21 protein-coding genes are annotated in these 22,818 nt (G+C 27.8%); 12 read left to right on the top strand and 9 right to left on the bottom strand.

Going from position 1 to position 22,818, the window contains the following annotated elements:
* Positions 1–4 precede the first annotated feature (4 nt).
* The 7 genes from T324_RS0111780 (at position 5) to T324_RS0111745 (ending at position 7,927) form a co-directional block, all read left to right on the top strand.
* Positions 5–604 (top strand): NlpC/P60 family protein, encoded by a 600-nt coding sequence (locus tag T324_RS0111780; RefSeq protein ID WP_028330442.1) that lies wholly within the window; start codon positions 5–7, stop codon positions 602–604.
* A 77-nt stretch (positions 605–681) separates the two neighbouring features.
* Complete coding sequence (locus T324_RS0111775; protein ID WP_028330441.1) at positions 682–1,365, top strand: NlpC/P60 family protein; 684 nt, start codon at positions 682–684, stop codon at positions 1,363–1,365.
* 43 nt (positions 1,366–1,408) lie between these two features.
* A complete protein-coding gene (gene ftsH / locus T324_RS0111770; RefSeq protein WP_028330440.1) occupies positions 1,409–3,538 on the top strand; it encodes an ATP-dependent zinc metalloprotease FtsH in 2,130 nt (709 codons plus the stop codon).
* Between the two features lie 139 nt (positions 3,539–3,677).
* Positions 3,678–4,553, top strand: coding sequence for an alpha/beta hydrolase (locus T324_RS0111765; RefSeq protein WP_028330439.1), 876 nt, complete (start codon positions 3,678–3,680; stop codon positions 4,551–4,553).
* Between the two features lie 175 nt (positions 4,554–4,728).
* Positions 4,729–5,313 carry a hypothetical protein gene (locus tag T324_RS0111760; protein WP_028330438.1) on the top strand — a complete coding sequence of 195 codons (585 nt, stop codon included), beginning with the start codon at positions 4,729–4,731 and terminating at the stop codon, positions 5,311–5,313.
* 301 nt (positions 5,314–5,614) lie between these two features.
* Positions 5,615–7,027: a cysteine--tRNA ligase gene (gene cysS, locus T324_RS0111750; protein WP_028330437.1), complete on the top strand. Its 1,413-nt coding sequence runs from the start codon at positions 5,615–5,617 to the stop codon at positions 7,025–7,027.
* A gap of 36 nt (positions 7,028–7,063) precedes the next feature.
* A complete protein-coding gene (locus tag T324_RS0111745; protein WP_028330436.1) occupies positions 7,064–7,927 on the top strand; it encodes a ribonuclease H-like domain-containing protein in 864 nt (287 codons plus the stop codon).
* Here T324_RS0111745 and T324_RS0111740 read toward each other — a convergent pair.
* Positions 7,924–9,075, bottom strand: a complete 1,152-nt coding sequence (locus tag T324_RS0111740; RefSeq protein WP_028330435.1) for an iron-containing alcohol dehydrogenase — start codon at positions 9,073–9,075, stop codon at positions 7,924–7,926. The genes T324_RS0111745 and T324_RS0111740 overlap by 4 nt on opposite strands.
* Positions 9,076–9,203: 128 nt before the next feature.
* Here T324_RS0111740 and T324_RS0111735 point away from each other — a divergent pair, with 128 nt between their 5' ends.
* A complete protein-coding gene (locus T324_RS0111735) occupies positions 9,204–10,070 on the top strand; it encodes a tetratricopeptide repeat protein (RefSeq protein ID WP_028330434.1) in 867 nt (288 codons plus the stop codon).
* Between the two features lie 2 nt (positions 10,071–10,072).
* Here T324_RS0111735 and T324_RS0111730 read toward each other — a convergent pair whose 3' ends face one another.
* On the bottom strand, positions 10,073–11,299 hold the full coding sequence (locus tag T324_RS0111730) for an RsiV family protein (RefSeq protein ID WP_028330433.1): 1,227 nt from the start codon (positions 11,297–11,299) through the stop codon (positions 10,073–10,075).
* Between the two features lie 177 nt (positions 11,300–11,476).
* On the opposite strand from T324_RS0111730, the gene T324_RS0111725 reads away from it, so the two are divergent.
* From T324_RS0111725 to T324_RS0111715, 3 genes are all read left to right on the top strand, one after another.
* Positions 11,477–13,084, top strand: coding sequence for a peptide ABC transporter substrate-binding protein (locus T324_RS0111725; protein WP_028330432.1), 1,608 nt, complete (start codon positions 11,477–11,479; stop codon positions 13,082–13,084).
* A 32-nt stretch (positions 13,085–13,116) separates the two neighbouring features.
* On the top strand, positions 13,117–14,709 hold the full coding sequence (locus T324_RS0111720) for a peptide ABC transporter substrate-binding protein (protein ID WP_028330431.1): 1,593 nt from the start codon (positions 13,117–13,119) through the stop codon (positions 14,707–14,709).
* A gap of 132 nt (positions 14,710–14,841) precedes the next feature.
* A complete protein-coding gene (locus tag T324_RS0111715) occupies positions 14,842–16,425 on the top strand; it encodes a peptide ABC transporter substrate-binding protein (protein WP_028330430.1) in 1,584 nt (527 codons plus the stop codon).
* A gap of 41 nt (positions 16,426–16,466) precedes the next feature.
* Here the strand turns inward: T324_RS0111715 and T324_RS0111710 are convergent, their stop codons facing one another.
* The 7 genes from T324_RS0111710 to rpmH all read right to left on the bottom strand — a co-directional run bounded on the left by T324_RS0111710 (position 16,467) and on the right by rpmH (position 22,091).
* On the bottom strand, positions 16,467–16,790 hold the full coding sequence (locus T324_RS0111710) for a rhodanese-like domain-containing protein (protein ID WP_028330429.1): 324 nt from the start codon (positions 16,788–16,790) through the stop codon (positions 16,467–16,469).
* 68 nt (positions 16,791–16,858) lie between these two features.
* Positions 16,859–18,493, bottom strand: coding sequence for a GerMN domain-containing protein (locus tag T324_RS0111705; protein WP_028330428.1), 1,635 nt, complete (start codon positions 18,491–18,493; stop codon positions 16,859–16,861).
* A gap of 132 nt (positions 18,494–18,625) precedes the next feature.
* A complete protein-coding gene (jag, locus tag T324_RS0111700; RefSeq protein ID WP_028330427.1) occupies positions 18,626–19,330 on the bottom strand; it encodes an RNA-binding cell elongation regulator Jag/EloR in 705 nt (234 codons plus the stop codon).
* 62 nt (positions 19,331–19,392) lie between these two features.
* Positions 19,393–21,246, bottom strand: coding sequence for a membrane protein insertase YidC (gene yidC / locus T324_RS0111695; protein ID WP_028330426.1), 1,854 nt, complete (start codon positions 21,244–21,246; stop codon positions 19,393–19,395).
* An 88-nt stretch (positions 21,247–21,334) separates the two neighbouring features.
* Positions 21,335–21,544: a membrane protein insertion efficiency factor YidD gene (gene yidD / locus T324_RS0111690; RefSeq protein ID WP_028330425.1), complete on the bottom strand. Its 210-nt coding sequence runs from the start codon at positions 21,542–21,544 to the stop codon at positions 21,335–21,337.
* A gap of 3 nt (positions 21,545–21,547) precedes the next feature.
* On the bottom strand, positions 21,548–21,919 hold the full coding sequence (gene rnpA, locus T324_RS0111685; RefSeq protein WP_028330424.1) for a ribonuclease P protein component: 372 nt from the start codon (positions 21,917–21,919) through the stop codon (positions 21,548–21,550).
* Positions 21,920–21,947: 28 nt separating this feature from the next.
* Positions 21,948–22,091: a 50S ribosomal protein L34 gene (rpmH, locus tag T324_RS0111680; protein WP_028330423.1), complete on the bottom strand. Its 144-nt coding sequence runs from the start codon at positions 22,089–22,091 to the stop codon at positions 21,948–21,950.
* 243 nt (positions 22,092–22,334) lie between these two features.
* Here rpmH and T324_RS0111675 point away from each other — a divergent pair, with 243 nt between their 5' ends.
* The gene (locus tag T324_RS0111675; RefSeq protein ID WP_028330422.1) at positions 22,335–22,814 is read left to right on the top strand and encodes an ATP-binding protein; all 480 of its coding nucleotides are present in this window, start codon (positions 22,335–22,337) and stop codon (positions 22,812–22,814) included.
* Positions 22,815–22,818: the final 4 nt, after the last annotated feature.

Below are 22,818 nucleotides of genomic sequence, written 5' to 3'. Positions count from 1 at the left end.
TATAATGCGTTTTTATATTGCCGTTTTATTTATAATATTATTATCATTTTCACAGCAGTTATTCCCTAAAGCAAATACAAGAGATGAAGTAGTAAAATGGGCTAACTTTTATATGAATAAACACTATAAATATAATCAAAGCGATACAATTACTAATCCATTTACAAAAGAAAAAAAGAAAGTTAATTTTGACTGTTCTGGTTTTGTAGCAGCAGTTTATTGGACATCTTTTAAAAATCCAACTATAAAATTAAGCGGTTCAACTGAAAACATATACTACATATTATCTAAACAAAACAGAACATATAAAAATACTCTTCCAAATATAGGGGATATAATATTTTTTGACGGAACTACTAATCCAAATAAAAAACTTACTCATTCTGGTATAATAATAGATATTGATGAAAATGAAACTATTACATATGCACATGCCACTACAAGCAAAGGTACTATACTTGGATATATGAATTTAAAATATCCTGATTTAGCAAGTAAAGACGGTAAGATAATAAACAGTTATTTAAGAAGAGGAAGCGGTAAAGATTCGCTTGCATCATACTGTTTTAATAGTTACGGTACTCTTTTTGAAAAGCCAAATTAATAAAATAAGAATATTGTAAATCGTCTTGACTTTTTGCTGATATCTTATAAAATAATTTTCTATTGTAAGAGTGTTTTATGCGTTTTTGTATTACTATATTATTAACAATATTTACATCTTCATTTATATTTGCCCAAACTTATGGATATGACAAGGAATATCAATCAAAATTAAGAGAAAGCGGAGTTGAAATAACAGATAGACAGAAAAAACAAGTTCGAAAAGATATAATAAAATGGGCTAATTTTTATTTGGATAAGCAATACAAATACAATGAAAAAGTTACATTAACTCATCCTATTTCAAAGGAGAAAAAAATTTTTAAGTTTGACTGTTCTGGATTTATAGCTGCTGTTTATTGGACTTCTAATATAGCTGTATTTGAAAAACAAGCTGTTATGGATTCAGGAGGTGTAAAAATTATATATGCAACTTTATCTAAATATAAAAAGGTGTATAATGAAACATTGCCGAATGTTGGCGATATTATTATGTTTGACAGAACTACATCAGATAGTAAAAAACTTACACATGCTGGTATAGTTGTAGACATTGATAAAGAAGATGATACTATAACCTATATTCATTCTTCTACAAGTAAAGGACTTATATTAGGTTATATGAATTTAAAATATCCTAATGTAGCAAAAAAAGACGGTAAAATAATAAATAGCTATTTAAAAAGAGGAGGAGGAGTCAATGCTCTTGCTTCTCAATGTTTTAATAGTTATGGAACTATTTTAGATATACCTAAAAATTAACAAATAAAATAAAGACAATTTAAAATTTGGAGAATAGCATTATATGAGTAAAAAAGGTAAAAATAATAGAAAATCATCAATGCCGCAGTCAAGCGGAGGCGGGGTTGGAAATCAGATAATAATAATACTGCTTTTAGTTATGGTTGTATTCATGGCTATAATGTATTTCCAAAAATCACCGCAAGTAAAGGCACAGGAATGGGATTATTCTACTGTAGTACAAAAAGTTAAAGAAGGTATAGTAAAAGAAGTAACTATTGTAGATCAAAATATAAAAGATGGTATAGCTAGAGAAGTTGTTAATGGTAAAGAAACAATAATAAACTTCTATTCTTATATTCCATTTACAGCAACAGGATTTGTTAATTTCCTTATAGATAATAATGTTACTGTAAGAGGAGAAGCAGAAAAGCCTAGTTATTTTAGTATAATACTTGTTAATTTACTTCCTATACTTTTAATAGGCTTCTTACTTTGGTTTTTCATGTTCAGACAAGTTCAAGGTTCTAATAACAGAGCTATGAGTTTTGGAAAAAGCAGAGCAAGACTTTTAACCAAAGAAGATGTAAAAGTAACATTTAAAGATATTGAAGGATGTAAAGAAGCCAAAGAAGAATTACAGGAAGTTGTACAATTCTTAAAAGATGCAAGCAAATTTACAAAACTTGGTGCTAAAATACCTAAAGGTGTATTATTAGTAGGCCCTCCTGGTACTGGTAAAACTTTACTTGCTAAGGCTGTTGCCGGAGAGGCTAATGTACCTTTCTTTAGTATGTCAGGTTCTGAGTTTGTTGAAATGTTTGTAGGTGTTGGTGCTTCAAGAGTAAGAGACTTGTTTGAACAGGGAAAAAGATCTGCTCCTTGTATCATATTTATAGATGAGCTTGATGCTGTTGGTAGAACTAGAGGTGCTGGATACGGCGGCGGACATGATGAAAGAGAGCAAACTTTAAACCAAATGCTTGTTGAAATGGACGGTTTTAATACTGATACTAGAATTATAATATTCGCTGCTACTAACAGACCAGATGTATTAGACCCTGCCCTACTTCGTCCTGGAAGATTCGACAGACAAGTTGTAGTTGATTTGCCTGATGTTAAAGGAAGAGAGGGGATATTTAAAGTTCATGTTTCTAAAATACAGCATGATCCTTCTATAGATTTGTACCATTTAGCAAGAGCTACTCCTGGTTTCTCTGGAGCTGATATTGCTAATATGGTTAATGAAGCTGCTTTAATAGCTGCTAGAAATGATAAATCAAGAGTTGAACTTTCTGATTTTGAAGAAGCCCGTGATAAGGTTATGATGGGGCCTGAAAGAAGAAGCATATTAATAAGTGAAAAAGAAAAACTTAATACTGCATATCATGAGGCAGGCCATACTTTAATGGCTGTACTTCTTCAAAATACTGATGCCTTACATAAGGTAACTATAGTTCCTAGAGGAAGAAGTTTAGGTGCTACTTGGACTTTGCCTTCTGACGGAAGATATACACTTCAAAGAAAAAAGGCCATTGATGAAATGTCTTTGCTTCTTGGAGGACGTGTTGCGGAAGAGTTTAAATTCGGAGAAGATTCTGTTACTACAGGTGCTTCTAATGATATAGAAAGAGTTACAGAACTTGCTAGAAGAATGGTATGCGAATGGGGAATGAGCAGACTAGGACCTATATCTTTTGGACAAAAAGAACAGCCTATTTTCTTAGGAAAAGAGATTGCAAGACATAAAGATTATAGTGAAGAAACAGCTCAGAAGATAGATGAAGAAGTTCATAAATTCGTAATGAAAGCATATGCAAGAACTCAAAAATTAATAGCTGAGAATGCTGATAAATTTGAGGCTTTATCAAGAGAATTATTTGAAAAAGAATCTCTTGATATAGAAGATATTGAAAGAATATGCGAAGTTAAATTAGATAAAGTTAAAGATAAATTAGTTTACGCTGGTAAAGATCCTAAAAGAGGTACTGATGAACTTGAAGATCCTTCAGCTTATCAAGAAGGCGAAGTAAAAAGTGTTAAAGAAGAAGTATTTAATACTCCTATTAAGCCTCTTAAAAAAGAATTTAATCTAAAAGATGATACAAATAATGAGGAAGAAGAAAAAACAAGCAAAAAGAATGCTGTAAAAAAATCTGCTTCTCCTAGAAAAAGAAAAAATACAGAAGAATAAAAAATAATATTTATAAAAAGTAAATGCTGCAGTGTTTATCTATACTGCAGCATTTTTATTTTTAAATAAATTAATATTTTGACAAACGAATATTATTTTACTATAATTTATAGTACATACTCTTTGTAAGGAATCTATTATGGATGAGAAAAAAAGATCTAAAAATATGATAGGTGAATATTTAACTTATCCTAGTATAGCAATAAATTTTCTTAAAGCCGATAAAAATATAAAACCTGAAAAAACTAAATATGGAAAATTTAAAGGACAGTATATATTGTTTTTTCCTAAAAAAACGGAACTATCAAAAGATATAATAGTTTATATACATGGAGGAGGCTGGAAAGAAGGTAATGCAGATTTATACAGATTTGTAGGAAGACGTATAGCAAAAGAAGGTTTTAACTGTATATCTTTAGGTTATAGACTAGCTCCAAAATATAAATATCCATGCCAAATAGAAGATGTATTTGAAGGTTTTAGTAAGGGATTAAATGCATTAAAAGAAAAAAATATTAATTATTCAAATATTATAGTAATGGGTTCATCTGCTGGTGCTCATTTAGGGGCTTTATTAGTATATAATAAAGAAATGCATAAAAAGTATAATATAGATTCAAATATATTCAAAGGATATGTATCTTTAGGCGGACCTATAGACTTAAATGTATGCACTAATAAAAGAATATCTCCTATGCTTGATAAATTATTTGAACAAGACTATAACAGAGAATTGGCTAACCCCTATTGGCATGTTGATGGAACAGAAAAAACAAAAGTATTATGTGTGCATTCTGAAATCGATCCTGTATGTGAAGTAGAAAATGCTATTAATTTCTCTAATAAAATTAATAGTTTCAATAACAATTTAGCACAATGTATCATTTTCCATAATAAAAAAATATATCATAATGATTTAGTTAATGGTATATTCTTTGAGGATATGGACAGTGAGAATATACTGCAGCGAGTATTTGAATGGATCGAAAAATTAGATTCTGATAAAATTAATTAGATAAAACATTATTATATATAATAAAAAAATACATCTTTCATAAAAGTAATAATTTATAATTAAATATACATGTAAATAAAAAAGTATAATTATAGCTTTATGAAAAAAATAAAGTGTATTGACAAAATGATTAATGACGATAATAAATAGAGAAAATTAGTATGGAATATTTATTATGAAAAAATATTTTTATCTTTTATTATCTGTAATGTTTATTTTTTTAATTAACATTGAAGTTAATGCTCAAACTGACTATAAAACAATGGTTCAATCTATGCAAATAGATGATATAGGCGACTTATCTATATCAGACGATAATTCTACTATGACTTTTATGCAATTAGCAGAAAATTATGCAAAAATAGTTACAGATAAAAATGCTACACCGGAACAGTTGGAAGCACTTGGAAATATTATTAAAATGTGGATGGATACTTTATCATCAAATTTTAGTAATGATCAAATATTCAATGAATACAGTAAAGTAACCTCTACCCTATCATGCATGTCTATTCATTTAGTATTAAGAATAGCAATAAAAGACAATAATATACCTACAGAAAAAGAACAAAAAAATATATATGAATCTATTTACAATAAATTTATACCATCTTTCGCACAATTTAAAAACGACGGATGGAAAACTGAATTTAACTTCTATGTTATTAACATGTCAGCTGCTGTTTGCAAATGGTATGAAGATAAATCCCAAAAGCTGGACTATCCTGACTTTAAAGTATGGAGAGACGGCGACTTCTAACATTATTCATTATTCAAGGAGGAATTAAATAATGGCAAAAACAGAAGAAAAGGAGAAAAAAGACCTGAAAAGCTTAATATCTAAATATAAAAGTCAGGCTACTGTTGTAATAAGAAAAAATAAAAATATATAATTTTTTTATTATTAAGTATTATATTTAGAAAATAATTTTATTTTAAAATCCCTCTTTAATTTAAGAGGGATTTTCATTTTTTATATGTACAAAAAATACATATTCAATCTTGACAAATAAAGTCTTTTAAGTAAAATGTTAATAATATTTTAAGGAATAATTTTATATATGAAAGAGATAATATTTTATAATTCATTAACTAGAGAAAAAGAAGTATTTAAACCTATTAATTCTAATGAAGTTGGTATGTATTCATGCGGACCTACTGTATATAATTATGCACATATAGGAAACTTTAGAGCTTATGTATTTAGCGATTTACTTAGAAGAGTATTAGAAGATTACGGATACAATGTTAAATTGATAATGAATTTAACTGACGTTGATGATAAAACTATAAAAAATTCTAAAGAAAATAATATTTCATTAAATGAATATACTAAAAAATATAAAGAGGCTTTTTTTGAAGATATACAAAAATTGGGTATAAAAAAAGCAACTGTTAATCCTGCTGCTACAGATCATATAAAAGAAATGATTGATATTATAGAATTATTAAAAAAGAATGGTCATACTTATGAAGCTGACGGTTCTGTTTATTTCAAGATAAGTACTTTTCCTCAATACGGAGAGCTTGCCAATTTAGATAAACAGGAATTGTTGGAAGGAGCTTCAGGACGCGTTTTAAATGATGAGTATGATAAAGAAAATGCAAGCGATTTTGTACTTTGGAAAGCATATACAGAAGGTGACGGTGATGTATATTGGGATTCTCCTTTTGGTAAAGGAAGACCTGGATGGCATATAGAATGTTCTGCTATGAGCTGCAAATATTTAGGAAAACATTTCGATATACATACAGGAGGAGTTGATAATAAATTCCCTCATCATGAAAATGAAATTGCACAAAATGAAGCTGCTTTTAATGAAAAATTTGTTAATTATTGGCTTCATTGTGAACATTTAATAGTTGATGGTGAAAAGATGTCTAAATCTAAAGGAAATTTCTATACTTTAAGAGATTTACTTGATAAAGGACTTTCTCCAGAGGCTATAAGATATTCGCTTATAAACTCTCATTATAGAAAACAATTAAATTTCACAATAGAAGGTATTAAACAATCTCAAAGTGCTATTGACAGAGTTAATGATTTAATATTCAGATTGAAAGATATAAATAATACTCAGTCAAATGAAATTAATGATAATGTATTAAAAGAAGTAGAAAATGCTAATGAAAAGTTTTCAGAATCTATTTATAATGATTTGAATATATCAGAAGCATTGGGAGTATTATTTACTCTTGTAAAAACTGTAAACACATCTTTCGATTCTATAAACAATGATACTAGAGATACGATATTGAAATTTATAGAAAGAGTAAACAATATAATAAATTGTTTTAAAATGAATGATAATAAAAATGAAGATGAAGATAAAATAAACAAATTAATAGAAGAACGCACACTTGCGAAAAAAGAAAAAAACTATCAAAAGGCTGATGAAATAAGAAATGAATTATTATCTATGGGAATAGAGATAATGGATACTCCGCAAGGTGTAAAATGGAAAAGAAAATAATAGTATAAATAAAGCAAAAACATTAAAGGTAATTATGTGGATTTATTAAAAATAACATATCAGCATATAGAAGGAATTGGCCCAAAAAAAGAAAGTTTATTATGGGAAGAAGGTGCTGTAGACTGGGAAGATACATTACAAAATATAGATTATTATGCAATGCCTAAAAGTATAAGAGATGCTTTAAAAGATGAATTGCCTAGATCTATTTATAATTATAAATCTAAAAACTACAGTTATTTTTTAAAAAGATTTCCTGCATCTATATTGTATAGATTATATCCCTTCTTTATGGATAAAACTGTATTTTTAGACATAGAAACAACAGGAATAAAACCGTCTAAAGCAAATATTACAGTAATAGGATGCTATGACGGAAAAGAAGTTAAAGTATTTGTACATGGAAGAAATGAGAATGATTTTTTAGATTATATAAAAAATTATTCTATAGTTGTTACATTTAATGGATCTTGTTTTGATATACCATTTTTAGAAAGGTATTTTGCCACAACAATAAAATGTGCCCAAATAGATTTACGTTTTTTGCTCAAAGATTTAGGATATACGGGCGGATTAAAAAAAATAGAACAAGATGTTGGAATTTCACGCGGAGATGACATGGAAGGTGTTACAGGATATACTGCTGTTTTATTATGGAATTATTATTTAGATACTAAAGATGAAACAGCAATAGATTCGCTTATACATTATAATCTGCTTGATACTATCAATTTGGAACATTTATTACGCTTAGCATATAATAAATATGCTGAAAACTATAACTCCCCTCTTTTACCGTATAAAACACTTCCTACTATAACAGATTACAAGCCTAATAAAAAGCTCATAGATGCATTACATAAGAATCCCTATAAATATGCCCCAAAAAGCGAAAATTAATATGCCTGCTCTAATATAGTCATAATAGAATCATGGTTCATTGCTCTAGGAAGTTTATCCATACCTTGATATTGCAATGCCAATTCTGCAACTTTATCAAATTTACTTCTATCAACATTTATTTCATTCAATCTTGTAGGTAAATTAATATTATGTAGGAATTTCTTTATATACTGAGCACTTTGGCTTGCTATCTCAAAAGGTGTCATTTCTGGGTCTATACCTTCTATAAAGTTAGCTAGTACAGTATATTTATCTGCCGCAACCGTAATATAATACTCCATTATATGAGGAAGCAGTATTGAACATATCATTGATTTATTAACAGCATATACGCTATTAACAGCTATAGATAAAGATCTTATAGCTCCTAAATTACTATGACAAGCAGATACTCCGCATAACATATTAGCATTGGCTAAAATACTTATATTATCTATATTATTACTATCTGCTATGAGTTTATTCAAACCCTGCATACTTGTTTTCATAGAATGAATTATCAAAGGTTCTGTTATTCCTGTAAGCGTACTACTCATATATATATCAAAAGATAAAGCAAATACAGATAATGCACTGCTTATAGTATATTTTACAGGAACAGTAGCATAAAGACTAGGATCTATTATACAATTTGTAGTATATACATTAGGCTCATTATTCTGTTTATTAACCTCATCATATTTATCATACAAACACATACCAGTAGATATTTCTGATAAAGAACCCAAAATTGTAGGTATAGCTATAACAGGCAAAGGTTTATGATATACAGGCTGTCCGTTTATATAATCAGAAGCCTCTCCGCTATTAGTTACAACTACAGCAGCACCTTTAGCAGTATTTTGTATTTTGAAACCTCCAACAGCCACTATTGATTCTGCTTTGCTATATCTAACTAAATTAGCGATAATATCCGCAGCATCGCTTGTACTTGTTGAATTTATATCAGAATAGACCATTACATTAATAAAATTATCATTTAATTTATTAACTATTTGATCTACCAATCCCGTTTGATTGAATGAACCTCCATCCGTAACTAATACAGTTCTTCCACCGTATTTTTTCACTGTGTCAGCCAAACAATCAAGAGAATCGACTCCGAATGTTATTTTTGTTGGTATGTTAAATTCTATTATAGCCATATTATTCTTCTAATAATAAATTTTTATATGTATTTATATATTCGGAATATAAAGGTTTAATTTTTAATTAGTATAGTAAAAATATTTTGACAATTTAATACAGTTCGGTATAATAAAATACAAATTATATGGATAAAGAATACTATTTAACTAAAGCAGAAGAATTTTATAAAAGTAAAGACTATCAAAGCCTTTTTGAAGTATATATAAAATTAATAGAAATAGAAGAAAATTCAAAATACTATTTCAGAGCAGGAATTTCTTTATATATGCTCGAAAAATATGAAGAAGCTATTAAATATTTTGAAGAAGCATTTAATATAGCTATAAAAAATAAAACAGATATACATTATTATTATTTCTTCTATTTAGGAGCCTCTTATCATAATTTAGGACAATATAATAATGCGATAAAATATCTAAAAATGGCATTGGAATTATCCCCAGCTAATCATAATATACATAGATGGATTGCTTTTTCTTATTATAATCTATTTGAATATCAAAAAGCATTGAAATATTTTTTAAATGCTTTGAATATAAATAGCGAGGATTCTGAAAATCTAAAATTAGCAGGAATATGTTTAAATAAATTAGGCAAATATGAAGAATCTATAGAATATTTAGAAAAATCAATAGAATTAAACAATAATGATTATTATTCAAAGCTATGGCTTGGAATATCGTATTACAGAATATTTAAATATAAAGATGCATTAAAAAATCTTATAGAAGCAAAAGAAGTAAATAAAAAAGATACTGATATATATTATTATCTTGGACTTTCATATATGTCTGTAAAAGATTATTTTAATGCTATAGAAAATTTTAATGCCCAGATAAATATATCAAAAGAACCTTTTATAAACACCTTATGCTGCTTATCTATTTGCTATTATGAATTAAAAGATTATAGCAATTATTATTATACAATAAAGCAAATAAGGAAACTGCAGAAATTGAAAATCTCTGATAATTCATTTAAATGTTTATAATATTATTCTAATATATATAAATATTCATCTTTTATGAATGGTCTAATTTGATTAAAGCTCAAAACTATTTCTGTTTCACCTAAAACATAAGGAGTTATAGTATATATAGGCCATACAAAATGAACCCCATCAGCATAGATGTAAAAAGATGTATCAGCTAAAGTTATTTCATCTAATGGAACTAAATAATCTTCTTCTGTTCTATTATCTATTGATAAAAGCCAACCTCCTACAATACTTTTTAATTCACCATCATCAAAATCTTTTATCAAATTAGTAACTTCTATTTTTTCACCTGTTTCTAATGAATATACTGAATTATGATTATTGTATACTCCATGTGCTCCTCCTAGATATAGAGATGAAGTTGTTCTTATTGATATAGTCTTTTCATTAAAATAAGTTATGCTGATAGATTTACTTGATTCATAACTGTTAACTGAATTTGTTACCCACTCTTCATAAGGTTCAGTCATATTATTTTCAAATAATTTTGATATGCTCCCCTTTTTATCCTCAAATTCTAAATTTTCATTTCTTTTTATATTATTTAGATTGAAACCTTCATTTATATCAAAAGAAATTTTATCATATACTTCTAATTTATTTGTATCATCAGGTATAATCAAAAATATAGAATCTTTATATGAGAATGTTGATGCACTTCCATATTCATTAGTTTCAGAAACATCTGAATATGCATAGTTATATACTGCTGCTTTTAATGATGAAGTTGTATTTATATCTTTTGATGAACTATTTAATGATTTGGAAGTCATTTTAAATGATGTAATATTTGAATATGTACTTTCTATACTATCACCATTTTGAGCTTCTGCATATATTCTATTATTTGTTATATCAAGAATGCTGTTTTTATCATAAAATTGATTTATATCATTTAAATTTTTATAATTAAAAGCTGCCTTTACTTTTTCATAATTCGGCATTAATTCAGAATCGCTATTTATATAATCAGGCCATCTATCATTTAAATATACAGAAAAGAAATCTCCTTCATAGTTTTTTATATAATAGTGATGAGATATCCATTCTGCACTTTTAGACACATTTGATATAGATTCATTTTTAATTGTTTCTGTTTCATTAGTTTGATTTTCTATTAAATCAGTATTTGTCTGTGTATTTTCAGTATTATTATTTTCTTTATTTGAACATGATATCGTTATAAATATTATTAATACTATTGATAATATGTTTTTTTTCATCATAAACCATTTCCTTGAATCTAAAAATCATCAAGTAAACATAATATATTATTTTTGCTTTTTGTCAACATGTAAAAAATTGTGTAATTATATTACTATATAAAGAATTATTTTATTGACACAAAAAAAAATATAATATAATATGAAAATAAAATTATATAAAAAGGAAGCAGCAATATGAAAAGATTATTAATTATTCTATCTGCGGCTATATTGATGATAATATCATGCGGTAAAATGACAACTGATACCGTAGAAAATTCATCAATATATGTAAATTTAGGACCAGAACCTAAAACAATAGATCCAACATTAAATTCTCTAAATATTGCATCATGTTATATACACCATGCTTTTGAAGGTCTTACAAAAATAGATTCTAATAATAATGTAAAAGCAGGCATGGCAGAAAGTTGGACTATTTCAGATGACGGACTTACTTATACTTTTAGTATAAGAAAAAATACTAAATGGTCTGATGGAAAACCAGTAACAGCTCATGATTTTGAATATGCATGGAAAAGAGCGGTTAATCCTGAAACAGCTGCTGAATATTCTTATATGATGGAAATTGTAAAAAATGCAAAAGAAATAAACAGAGGCACTATGAATTATGATAGCTTAGCTGTTAAAGCAATTAATGATTACACATTTGAAGTAACATTAGCTAATCCGGCAAATTACTTTTTAGACTTTATAGCTTCTACCGGAGTATTTTTTCCTGTTAGAAAAGATATCATAGAAAAATACGGAGATGATTGGACTTTAAAACCAGAAACTTACATTGGAAATGGTGCTTATAAAATGAAAGAAAGATTAACAGATGAAAGAATAGTTTTTGATGTTAATACTAATTATTATGCTAAAAATGAACAAGTTGCTAAAGAAATTAATTTTATAATTATGGGAGATCCTAACACTGCTATTGCAGGAATAAGAGGAGGTAATATAAATTTCTCTGCTTTAGAACCTCCTTCTGCTGAAATAGAAACACTAAAAGAAGGCGGATATATCACTAATAATAATGCCATAGGTACTTTTTATATAGAAATAAATATTACAAATGAAGCATTTAAAGATAAAAGAGTTAGACAGGCATTAGCACTTGCAATAGACAGAAAATACATAGTAGATAATGTTACAAAAGGCGGACAGATACCTGCCGGTGCTTTTGTACCTCCTGCTGTTAAAGGTGAAGAAAAAAGCTTTAGAGAAGAAAGTAAAAACTATATAGATATTGACAATTATGCTGCTAATGTGGAAAAAGCAAAAGCATTAATGGCTGAAGCAGGTTACAGCAACGGACAAAATTACCCTGTAATAGAATTAAAAGTTTCACCTGGTATTTATGTTTTAGTTGGAGAGGCAATACAGCAAATGTGGAAAGAAAATTTAAATGTTAATGTATCATTAGTTCAAGAAGAATTCCCTATAACATTGCAGTCTTTAATAGAAAAAGATTATCAAATGGCTAGAATGGGATGGACTGGAGATTATAATGATCCTATGACTATGCTTGATGTAATGATAAGTTACGGCGGGGTAAATCATACAGGATTCCACAATGCTAAATATGATAATTTAATTTTATCTGCAAAACAAAATAAAGATAACCATCTTAGAATGAATTATATGAAAGAGGCAGAAGCCATACTTTTGGATGAAATGCCTATTATACCTCTTTATTACAGAACAGACTCTTTTGTTAAAGATCCTAAATTAAAAGGTGTGGTATTAAATCCATTAGGAAGACATAGATTTAATTATGCTTATATAGAAAAATAAAAATATATAAAATAAAGTATTAGGAGTACATTATGAAAAAAATAACAGCTATATTACTAATTATTTTATCAGCGTTTTTTATGTCATGCGGTAAAAAAACATCTGACGGTATAATTATTAATATGGGAGCAGAACCAAGGACTATAGATCCTAGCTTAAACACATTGAATGTTGTATCAGCTATGCTTTTCCATGCTTTTGAAAGTTTAACTACTATAGGTCCTGACGGAAAATTAACTGCTGGAATGGCAGAAAGTTGGGATGTTTCTGAAGATGGTAAAGTATATACTTTCCATTTAAGAACAAATGCATTATGGTCAGACGGCAAACCTGTAACTGCACATGATTTTGAATATGGATGGAAAAGAGTTGTTAATCCAGCAACAGCTGCTCAGTATGCTTCTTTATTAGAGATAATAAAAAATGCTAAAGAAATTAATGCAGGACAAATGGACTACAATGAACTTGGAGTAAAAGCAATAGATGATTATACTTTTGAAGTTACTTTAGTAGATCCTGCTGCCTATTTCTTGGAATTTATGGCTACTGTTGGAGTATTCTCTCCTATAAGACAGGATATTATAGAAAAATACGGAGATGATTGGACTTTATCTCCTGAAACTTTTATAGGAAATGGTCCTTATCAAATGACTGAAAGAGTAATGGATCAATACATAGTATTTGAGGCAAGAACAAATTATTATAAAGCAGATGAAACAGTTGCTAAAAAATTAACTTTCCTATCTATGAGTGATCCTAATACTGCTATTGCAGGAATAAGAGGAGGCACTATACATTTCTCTGCATTAGAACCGCCTTCTAGTGAAATAGCAAAATTGAAAGAAGAAAATTATATTGTACTCAAAGATGGTGTAGGTACTTTTTATTTATCGCTTAACATCACAAACAATGCTTTAAAAGACAAAAGAGTAAGACATGCATTATCACTTGCAATAGATAGAAACTACATAGTATCAAATGTTACTATGGGAGGACAAGCACCTGCTCAAGGTTTTGTTCCGCCTACTATTGACGGTATTAATGATTCCTATAGAGCTGAAGCCGGAATATTAATAGATACTGATAATTACAAAGATAATGTTGAAAAAGCTAAAGCATTAATGGCTGAAGCAGGATATACTAATGGAGAAGGTTTCCCTGTATTAGAAATAAGAGTTTCACCTGGACTTCATATAATAGTTGCTGAAGCTATACAGCAAATGTGGAAAGCAAATTTAAATATTGATGTAACATTGAAAAATGATGAATATCCTTTAGTTTTACAATATTTAGTAGAAAAGAATTTTGATATGGGTTCTATGGCTTGGAATGCTGATTATAGAGATCCTATGACTATGCTTGATATAATGCTTACAGGAAATTCATTTAATTATGGCTTATACTCAAATCCAAGTTACGATTTATTAGTAAACAATGCTAAAAAAACTGCTGATGCTGCTGTTAGAATGAATTATATGATAGATGCTGAAAAAATATTAATAGATGATATGCCTTTCATTCCTTTATATCATAGATCATTTACTTTGATGGTTAGTCCGAAATTAAAAGGTATTGTATATAATGCTTTAGGAAAACATAAGTTTAATTATTGCTATGTAGAATAATATATAATACTAAAAAACATATAAAGAGGGGCTTAATTAAAGCCTCTCTTTTTTTATTTAATTTATTGACAAATATTCATATTGTATATATAAATTAAATGTTAACATAATAATTTTATAACGGATAAGTGTATGAAAAAAATAATCTATTTATTACTAATAACTATCGTATTAATATCTTGCGGAAATAAGAAGTCAAATGACAGTATAATAGTTAGTATAGGAGCAGAACCTCAAAGCATAGACCCTTCATTTTTATCTGCTATTGACAGTATGATTTATGCTGTGCATGTATTTGAAGGACTTACTACAAAGGATAAAGATAATAATATTGTAGGAGGAGCTGCTGAAAGCTGGGAAATATCGGAAGACGGACTTAGTATTACTTTTCATATTAGAGATAATGCCAAATGGTCTGACGGTAAGAATGTAGAAGCAAAAGAATTTGTATATTCATTTAGAAGACTTGCAGATCCTAAAACAGCATCTTCATATAGTTTTTTAATTACTCCTATAAAGAATGCAAGTAAAATAATGAAAGGAGAACTTCCAATAGAAGAATTAGGAGTTGAAGCTATTGATGAAAAAACATTAATTGTTAATTTTGAAGCACCTACTGCATATTTTTTAGAATTAGCATCTATACCTATATTTTCACCTTTGCGTGAAGAGTTTATAAGTGATAATTGGACTTTTTCTCCTGATACATATATAGGCAATGGGCCTTATAAAATGACTGATAGAAAACCTGATGAAATTATATCATTAGAAATAAATACAAACTATTGGGATAAAGATGCTATAGTAGCAAAAAAAATAGACTTTGTAATGTTTTCTGATGTATCTACAGCCTATGCGGCATTAAAAGAAGGTTCAATATTATATTCATATAGAATACCAAATGCTGATATGGAGCTTTTAAAAGAAGAAGGATATTTAGTTATTACACCTTCTCTTGGAACTGCTTATTATGCTTTAAATAATACAAATCAAGTCTTAAAAGATAAAAGAGTAAGAAGAGCTTTAGCATTAGCAATAGATAGAAATTATATTGTAGAAAAAATTACAAAGGGAGGAGAAATACCAGCAGCTGCATTTATACCTTATGGATTAAAAGATGTTGAAGGTGATTTTAGAGAAAATGGCGGCGGATATTATAGTATAAAGAAGGAAGACTATGCTTCAAATATAGAAGAGGCAAAAAAACTTTTATCTGAAGCAGGATACAGTAATGGAAATAATTTTCCTGTATTAGAGTTTAAAACTAATCCCGGTGCCGGAATAACAATAGCAGAAGCTATTCAGCAGATGTGGAAAGAAAATTTGAATATAGACATGACTATTACTCAAGAGGAATGGTCTGTATTCCAGAAAAATAGACAAACAAAGCAATATGTAATTTGCAGAGCCGATTGGATAGGAGATTATCTTGACCCTATGACTTTTGCTGAAATTTTTGCAAGCAGCAGTGCAGGAAACAGAGTTGGATATAATAATCCTAATTATGACAAACTTATATCAGAAGCTAAAAATACTATGGACAACAATATAAGAATGAGCAATATGCATAAAGCTGAGGATATGCTTATAGGGGAAGATATGGCTTTTATACCAATCTATCATTATACTTCTCCTTCTATGCAAAATCCTAAACTTAAAGATGTTGCTGTTGATACTTTAGAAATAAGAAGATTTTTCTATTCATATGTAGAATAAAAAATATAAAAGCTAGTATTTAATTTTATGAATACTAGCTTTTAACTATTTTTTAGAGCCATAGCCAACTGACTATAACCTGCATTCTTTAAATTATAAATTTTTAAAAATCCGTTTTTATCCATATACATAGCAAGAAGTCCGGATCTCTCTCCGCTTGCACAATAAAGTAAATATTTTTTTTCTTTATCCAATTTTAATATTATTTCATCAAAATTAGAATTATTTACTATATCTACTACTATGCTTCCATCTATAGTGCCTGTCATTTCTACTTCCATGTCGCTTCTTGTATCTAATAATTGAATATCATCATTAGATTTTATCAATTCCATAGCTTCTTTAAGGTTAACTGATTTCAACATTTGAATTTATCCTTTATTTGTATATGTGACTGAGGATTATATCACAATAAAAATAAATATCAATAAAATTATTGGAATCTTCCGAAAGGCATATTCTCTATAGCACCTTCTGCACCTATGGTTTCATTTAGCTGTCCATTTATTAAAAATATAACATTATCTATATCTTTAAATTGAGTAGCAGTGTATACAAATTGATAAATCTGCACCATAGTACCGTCATTGCCTAAAGGATTAAATTCAAAATCTTCATTAAAGTTTAAATACACGGTATTTCCTTCTACAAATATATCCAATAATTCAGTACCTTTAGGTATGCAGCTTATAATATTTCTTCTATTTTCATCATCAGTAGCACCATTAAGCAGTTCTCTTATAGCCTCTTCAATAGATGAACTATTATTAAATTTTCTCTCTCTAAATATCAATGTTATAGAACCTGTATTCTCATTATATTCAACTAAATATATTCCTTCATCATTAGATTTTAATTCTCTTTCGTTTAAATCTCTAGTTATGCTATTATTGGCTTTTCTTATATTATAATTGTATATATCATTTTGAGCCTTCTGCATAATATCTTTTTTATCTACATTATTTATTATTCTAGTATTTTCTTTTACTAAATTATTATTATTATCTTCACGTTTTATATTATTTACCTTTGATGAAGGATTAACCATATCGTTTATTACTCTGTCATAATCAATATTAGATTTATCCAAAGAATTTGTAATAGTATAAACAGAACCTTGAATTACTTGTTTTCTATCACTTACTACATTATTATTATCACTTCTTTTAACCTGATTATTTATTACTCTTTCTGTAGTATTTTCTTTCAAATAATCGTTTATATTAAAATCATATTCTTTACTATTATCATTTTCTTTATAATCATTTTGTTTATCTGTATTTATATAACTTGGAGGTTTACTGCTATAAGTAGTGGTTGAAGAAGGCTTCATTGTTGTAACTTCTCTTTTAGTATTCTGCTTTGGCTTTAAAATATCACTAAATATTCTATTTTCTTTTTGTGTATTATTAGAAACATCTGCAGTATTTTCTGTATTATTTTTTTTATCTTCGGCACTTCTATTTTCTAATATCATCTGTTCTAAATAATTCTGGGGTTTAGTATATTCATTATTAGTTGCTTTATCATCAGCATTATTGCTATTTGAAAACAAAACTGAATCATGATTATCACCATAATCTATATAATCGCTGTCATACAAAATAGAATTATTACTTCCGCTATTATTAAAGAATGGAAGCAGAGATTCTCTAGTTATTATATTTGAATTAGTAGGAATACTACTATCTAAATTATCTAATGCAGCTTCTATTTTTGAATTAGTTTCATAAGTCATAATAGATAAAGTTTCATTGGTATCAGTTTTTATAAAAAAGTTAAATAAAGGTATTTTATTTAAAAAAGTCATTTTATCAGTATCTTCCTGCATACCGTCGCTTTCTAAAGCTAAAGCTTCCCTGTGATTAATGCTGAAAAAATCTTTTACAGCTATATTAACCATAGGAGAATATTTTTTTACAACAGAAAATATAACAGCTACTACAACAATAAAAGCAATAGAAATAATTAATGGTTTTTTTAAATTTATTTCTTTACTTTCATTTCTTATTTGTCTTGTATACGTTATACCTTTAGATTTAGCTTTTAACTGCTCGTATCTTGGCACTTTATCACACTCCAAAGAATTATGTACTATTTATTATTATCGATAAAAAAGAGAATGCTATTAGAGAATTTATTTCTTACAAAAAAAGGAGGCTTTGTGCAGCCTCCTTAAAAATATTATTTTTTACACATATTATCTATTTTTATAATATGATGATTTATGATATCCGCCTCTGTCATTATATCTTTTATTATATCCGCCTTTTCTTTTTGAATAAACTTTTACACTTCTATATGGAGGCTCTCCGTCGCTTTTAGTTTCAACATCCTGATCATTTTGTAATTCTAGATGTATAATTCTTCTTTCATAAGGAGACATTGGATCTAAAGCAACAACTCTTCTAGTTTTTTTAGCCTGCTGAGCAGCCTGACGTGCTATATGCTTTAAAGTCTCTTCTCTTCTCTCTCTATAACCATCAACATCTAATATAATATGTCTTTCATTATCATCGCTGAATTTTTTTGAAGCTATTAATGATATAATAAATTGTAAAGCCTCTAAAGTAGCACCTTTTTTACCTATTAATACGCCAGAATCTTCTGTAGAAATATTGATATATATTCTTTTTTCACTTTCTTCCTTAGCAGTAACTTCTGCATCAACACCAATATATTTTAATATATTAGATACTATAGACTGAAACTCACCTAAATTTGTAGAAATCTCTTCATAATAAACACGTATAATAGTAGGTGATTCCTCACCTAATCCAAATAAATTACGCTTACCCTTATCTATTACCTCAATTCTAACCTGATCCTCTGTAAGATTAAGTTCTTCAAGTGCCTTACTAATAGCTTCTTTTTCTGATTTACCGCTAAACTCTTTTACTAACATAGTATAACTCCTTATCTATATGATAGAATAATATTTTCATATTATTCTTAATTTGTTAAAAATCATTTCTTTTTTCTTTTTTTCTTTTTCACATTCACTTTTACTTCCTCTTCAACTGTATTATTAGCTTTAGTTTTATCCAATTTGGATGTTATAAACTGCTGAATAACACCGAATATATTTTGTGCTGTCCAATATAATGCAAGTCCGCTTGCAAAGTTATAGAACATAAACAACATCATAAGAGGAAAAATAGTTGTCATCATTTTCATCTGGGTAGCAGCAGCTCCTGTAGTTCCTGATGAAGATGAAGGCTGAAGTTTCATACTTAAATAACTTGTTACAGCCATAACTATAGGGAATAGGTTAAAGTTAAATCCTCCCAATATAGGTATGCTTGCTGGAAATACGAATAATTTATCCGGGGAAGAAAGGTCTGTTATCCATAAAAACGGAGTATTCCTCAATTCCACCATAGACTGCATGAGATAGAAAAATGCTATAAGAAGAGGGAATGGTAAAAGCATAGGAAGACATCCACCTAATGGATTTATTTTCTCTTTTTTGTATATAGCCATTATCTCCGCATTTAGTTTTTCCGGATTATCTTTATACTGCTCTCTTATATGCTCTATCTTCGGATTAACCAATTGCATTTTTTTCATAGATTTATAAGAAGCATTGTTTAATGGGAAAGTTACTATCTTAAATATCAATGTAAATAATATTATAGCCCAAGCATAATTATTAGTTACATGGTATAAAGCATTCAAAATAATATTCAATACATATATAAATGGTCTTAAAATATATTCACCAAATATTGACTCATAAGATTCAGCAGCATAATAATCAGAAAAAATACTTCTAACCTTAGGTCCCATATACACAGAATACTCATCTGTTATAGAAGAACCTTTTTGAATATTATGCTTAGAAACTAAATTAGCTAGATGAAAATCATTTCTATATTCATTACTAGAAGGCTTAGAAAAAGTCATAGTTTCAAAAACTGTATTATTAGAATCTGCTGGAGATGAAATTATAGCAAAATATCTGTTATTTAATGCTACCCATTTATCTTCACCCTCATATACATTGTATCGCATTTGATTAGTTTTAATTCCCCTGCTTGAAGAACCGAATAATCTTGTAAAAATATTATCTTTTACTATATCGCCTGTAAGAAGTATTTTAGCTTTTCCATTTCCTTTTATTAAATACTGAGCTCTGGTAGCATCTTCTCTAATAGAATTTTTATCTGTTCTATATGGACCTATACCTGTACCCAAAAAGTATGAATAAAACATATTCAAATCTTTTTCACCAATATTTTCTATTTTTACAGAATTTTTTAATTGATAAGGATCTTCTCCAAAATTAAAAGTTTTAGTAATTCTAACAGCAGTACCATCAATAATAGTTTCAGCAGCATAGCTAACAGATTTATCATTTTCAGAAACTAATTCATATCTCAAATTTTCTGGTACAGCAATAGAATTAGAAAGATTTTGGAATGTTACAGTAAAAGGATATATATCTTCATAAACCTGTTCAACCATATCAATAATTTCATTAGTATAATCTCTTCCTAAATCCTGAGGATAATAATTTTTCAATTTATAAGAATATAATGAACCATTTTCAAAAGTTGCTATAACATATTCATTTTCTAAAACTTTTTTTGTATCTGATATAGCATTTGTATTTTCTATTTGAACAACTTTCTGCATTTGGTCAGTATTTAACAATGGATTTACATTATTAGCCGTATTTGTATTATTCACAGCATTTGAATTCGTATTAGCATTTGAATTATATACAGGCTTAATTGTCTTAGCCTGATAGAACATGTATAGAAACAATATTATAGCCGAAAGCCCTATTGCTATAACCATTCTTTTATTATTGCTCATAAACTATTTAAGCTCCTTAATCAATTATAAAATACAATAACTCCATAATAAGCAATTAAAAAATGAATATGGCTAGCATATAAAAAAATCATGGCACAGGGTCATAGATTTTTTTTGCTAGAGGATTACATCTAAGTACTCTGGCAACCGCAAGAAAACTGCCTTTTATAGCTCCGTGTTTTATAACCGCTTGTTTAGCATATTCCGAACATGAAGGTATAAATCTGCAAGAAGGCCTTAAATAAGGAGAAATAGCCTTTTGATAGATAAAAATTAAGAATAAAAGAACACTTTTCATAATTTAAACCTTCTGAAAGAGTTTAAGTAAACCCCTTCTGCAATTATTAAATGAATAGGAATGACTGTCATCAAATCTATTTATAATAATAAAATAATCATATCCAACTGGAATTTTACTCTTTTCTAATCTGTATACTTCTCTTACAATTCTTTTAGCTTTATTTCTATACACAGCATTAGCTTTATTCTTTTTAATGGTCACAGCAAATCTAGAATATGAACGATTATTCTTTAATAGAAAAATAGTATAATAGAAATTACTTAATCTCCTAATACTATATTTTTTATTAAAGAATACTGATATATCATTTCTAAGTTTTAATCGTTCTTTATTATATAATTTTAATGAGTATTCCTTATCACAGTTTTCCATAAGTACTGCTTGTCATTGCTTAATTATTTTACTCATCGGCAGCGGTTAAGCGATATCTGCCTTTTCTTCTTCTGCGTTTCAAGACATCACGTCCATGTTTAGTTGCCATACGTTTGAAAAATCCGAATTTTCTTGCACGAAGCAACTTACTTGGCTGATAAGTTCGTTTCATTTTGTCTCCTTAAAGATTTGTATTTTATCTTTATTAAAAAAATTTTAAATGCAAATGTATTGTTTTCATTGTACTTCATAATAATTCTTTTGTCAAGTACATAATAAACTTAGTATTTATTAGTAAACTATTATTTTATATATTTTTACATATAAAACTGATTAATACTAAGCAAGATAAAATTATAAATTTGATATTATATCATTATAATGATATAATACTAGAAAAATTTTAGGTAAAATTGTGAAAGAATATATTCTTAAAAATAGATTAGAAGATATACCTCCTATCATAGAAAATATATGCCATGAAATAAAAAAATATATTAAAAATGATGAAATAGACCTATTTGCCGCAGCACTATATGAAGTTATAATGAATGCAATAGAGCACGGGAATTTAAATATATTATATGAAATGAAAAAGGAATGGTTAAAAAAAAATATATACAATAAAAAATTAAAAGAACTTTTAAAAACAGATAGAGCAAAACAAACACATGTAGAAATTTCATTAGAAATTGCTAAAAATGAAATAATCATAAATGTAAAAGATCAAGGTTGCGGTTTCAAACCTAAAAAAGAAATGAAAAAAATAAGTAATGAAGGATTTGCCAGAGAAAACGGAAGAGGAATGATGATGGTTAAATCATATTTTGATGCTGTTAAATATAATAAAAAAGGCAATTCTGTAACATTAACAAAATATCTAAAAAACGAATAAGAGT

Origin of the sequence: Brachyspira alvinipulli ATCC 51933 (assembly GCF_000518245.1) — a bacterium.
Taxonomy (GTDB): domain Bacteria; phylum Spirochaetota; class Brachyspiria; order Brachyspirales; family Brachyspiraceae; genus Brachyspira; species Brachyspira alvinipulli.
The sequence above is the reverse complement of the archived record's forward strand: the minus strand, read 5'-3'. Positions and strand labels throughout refer to the sequence as shown.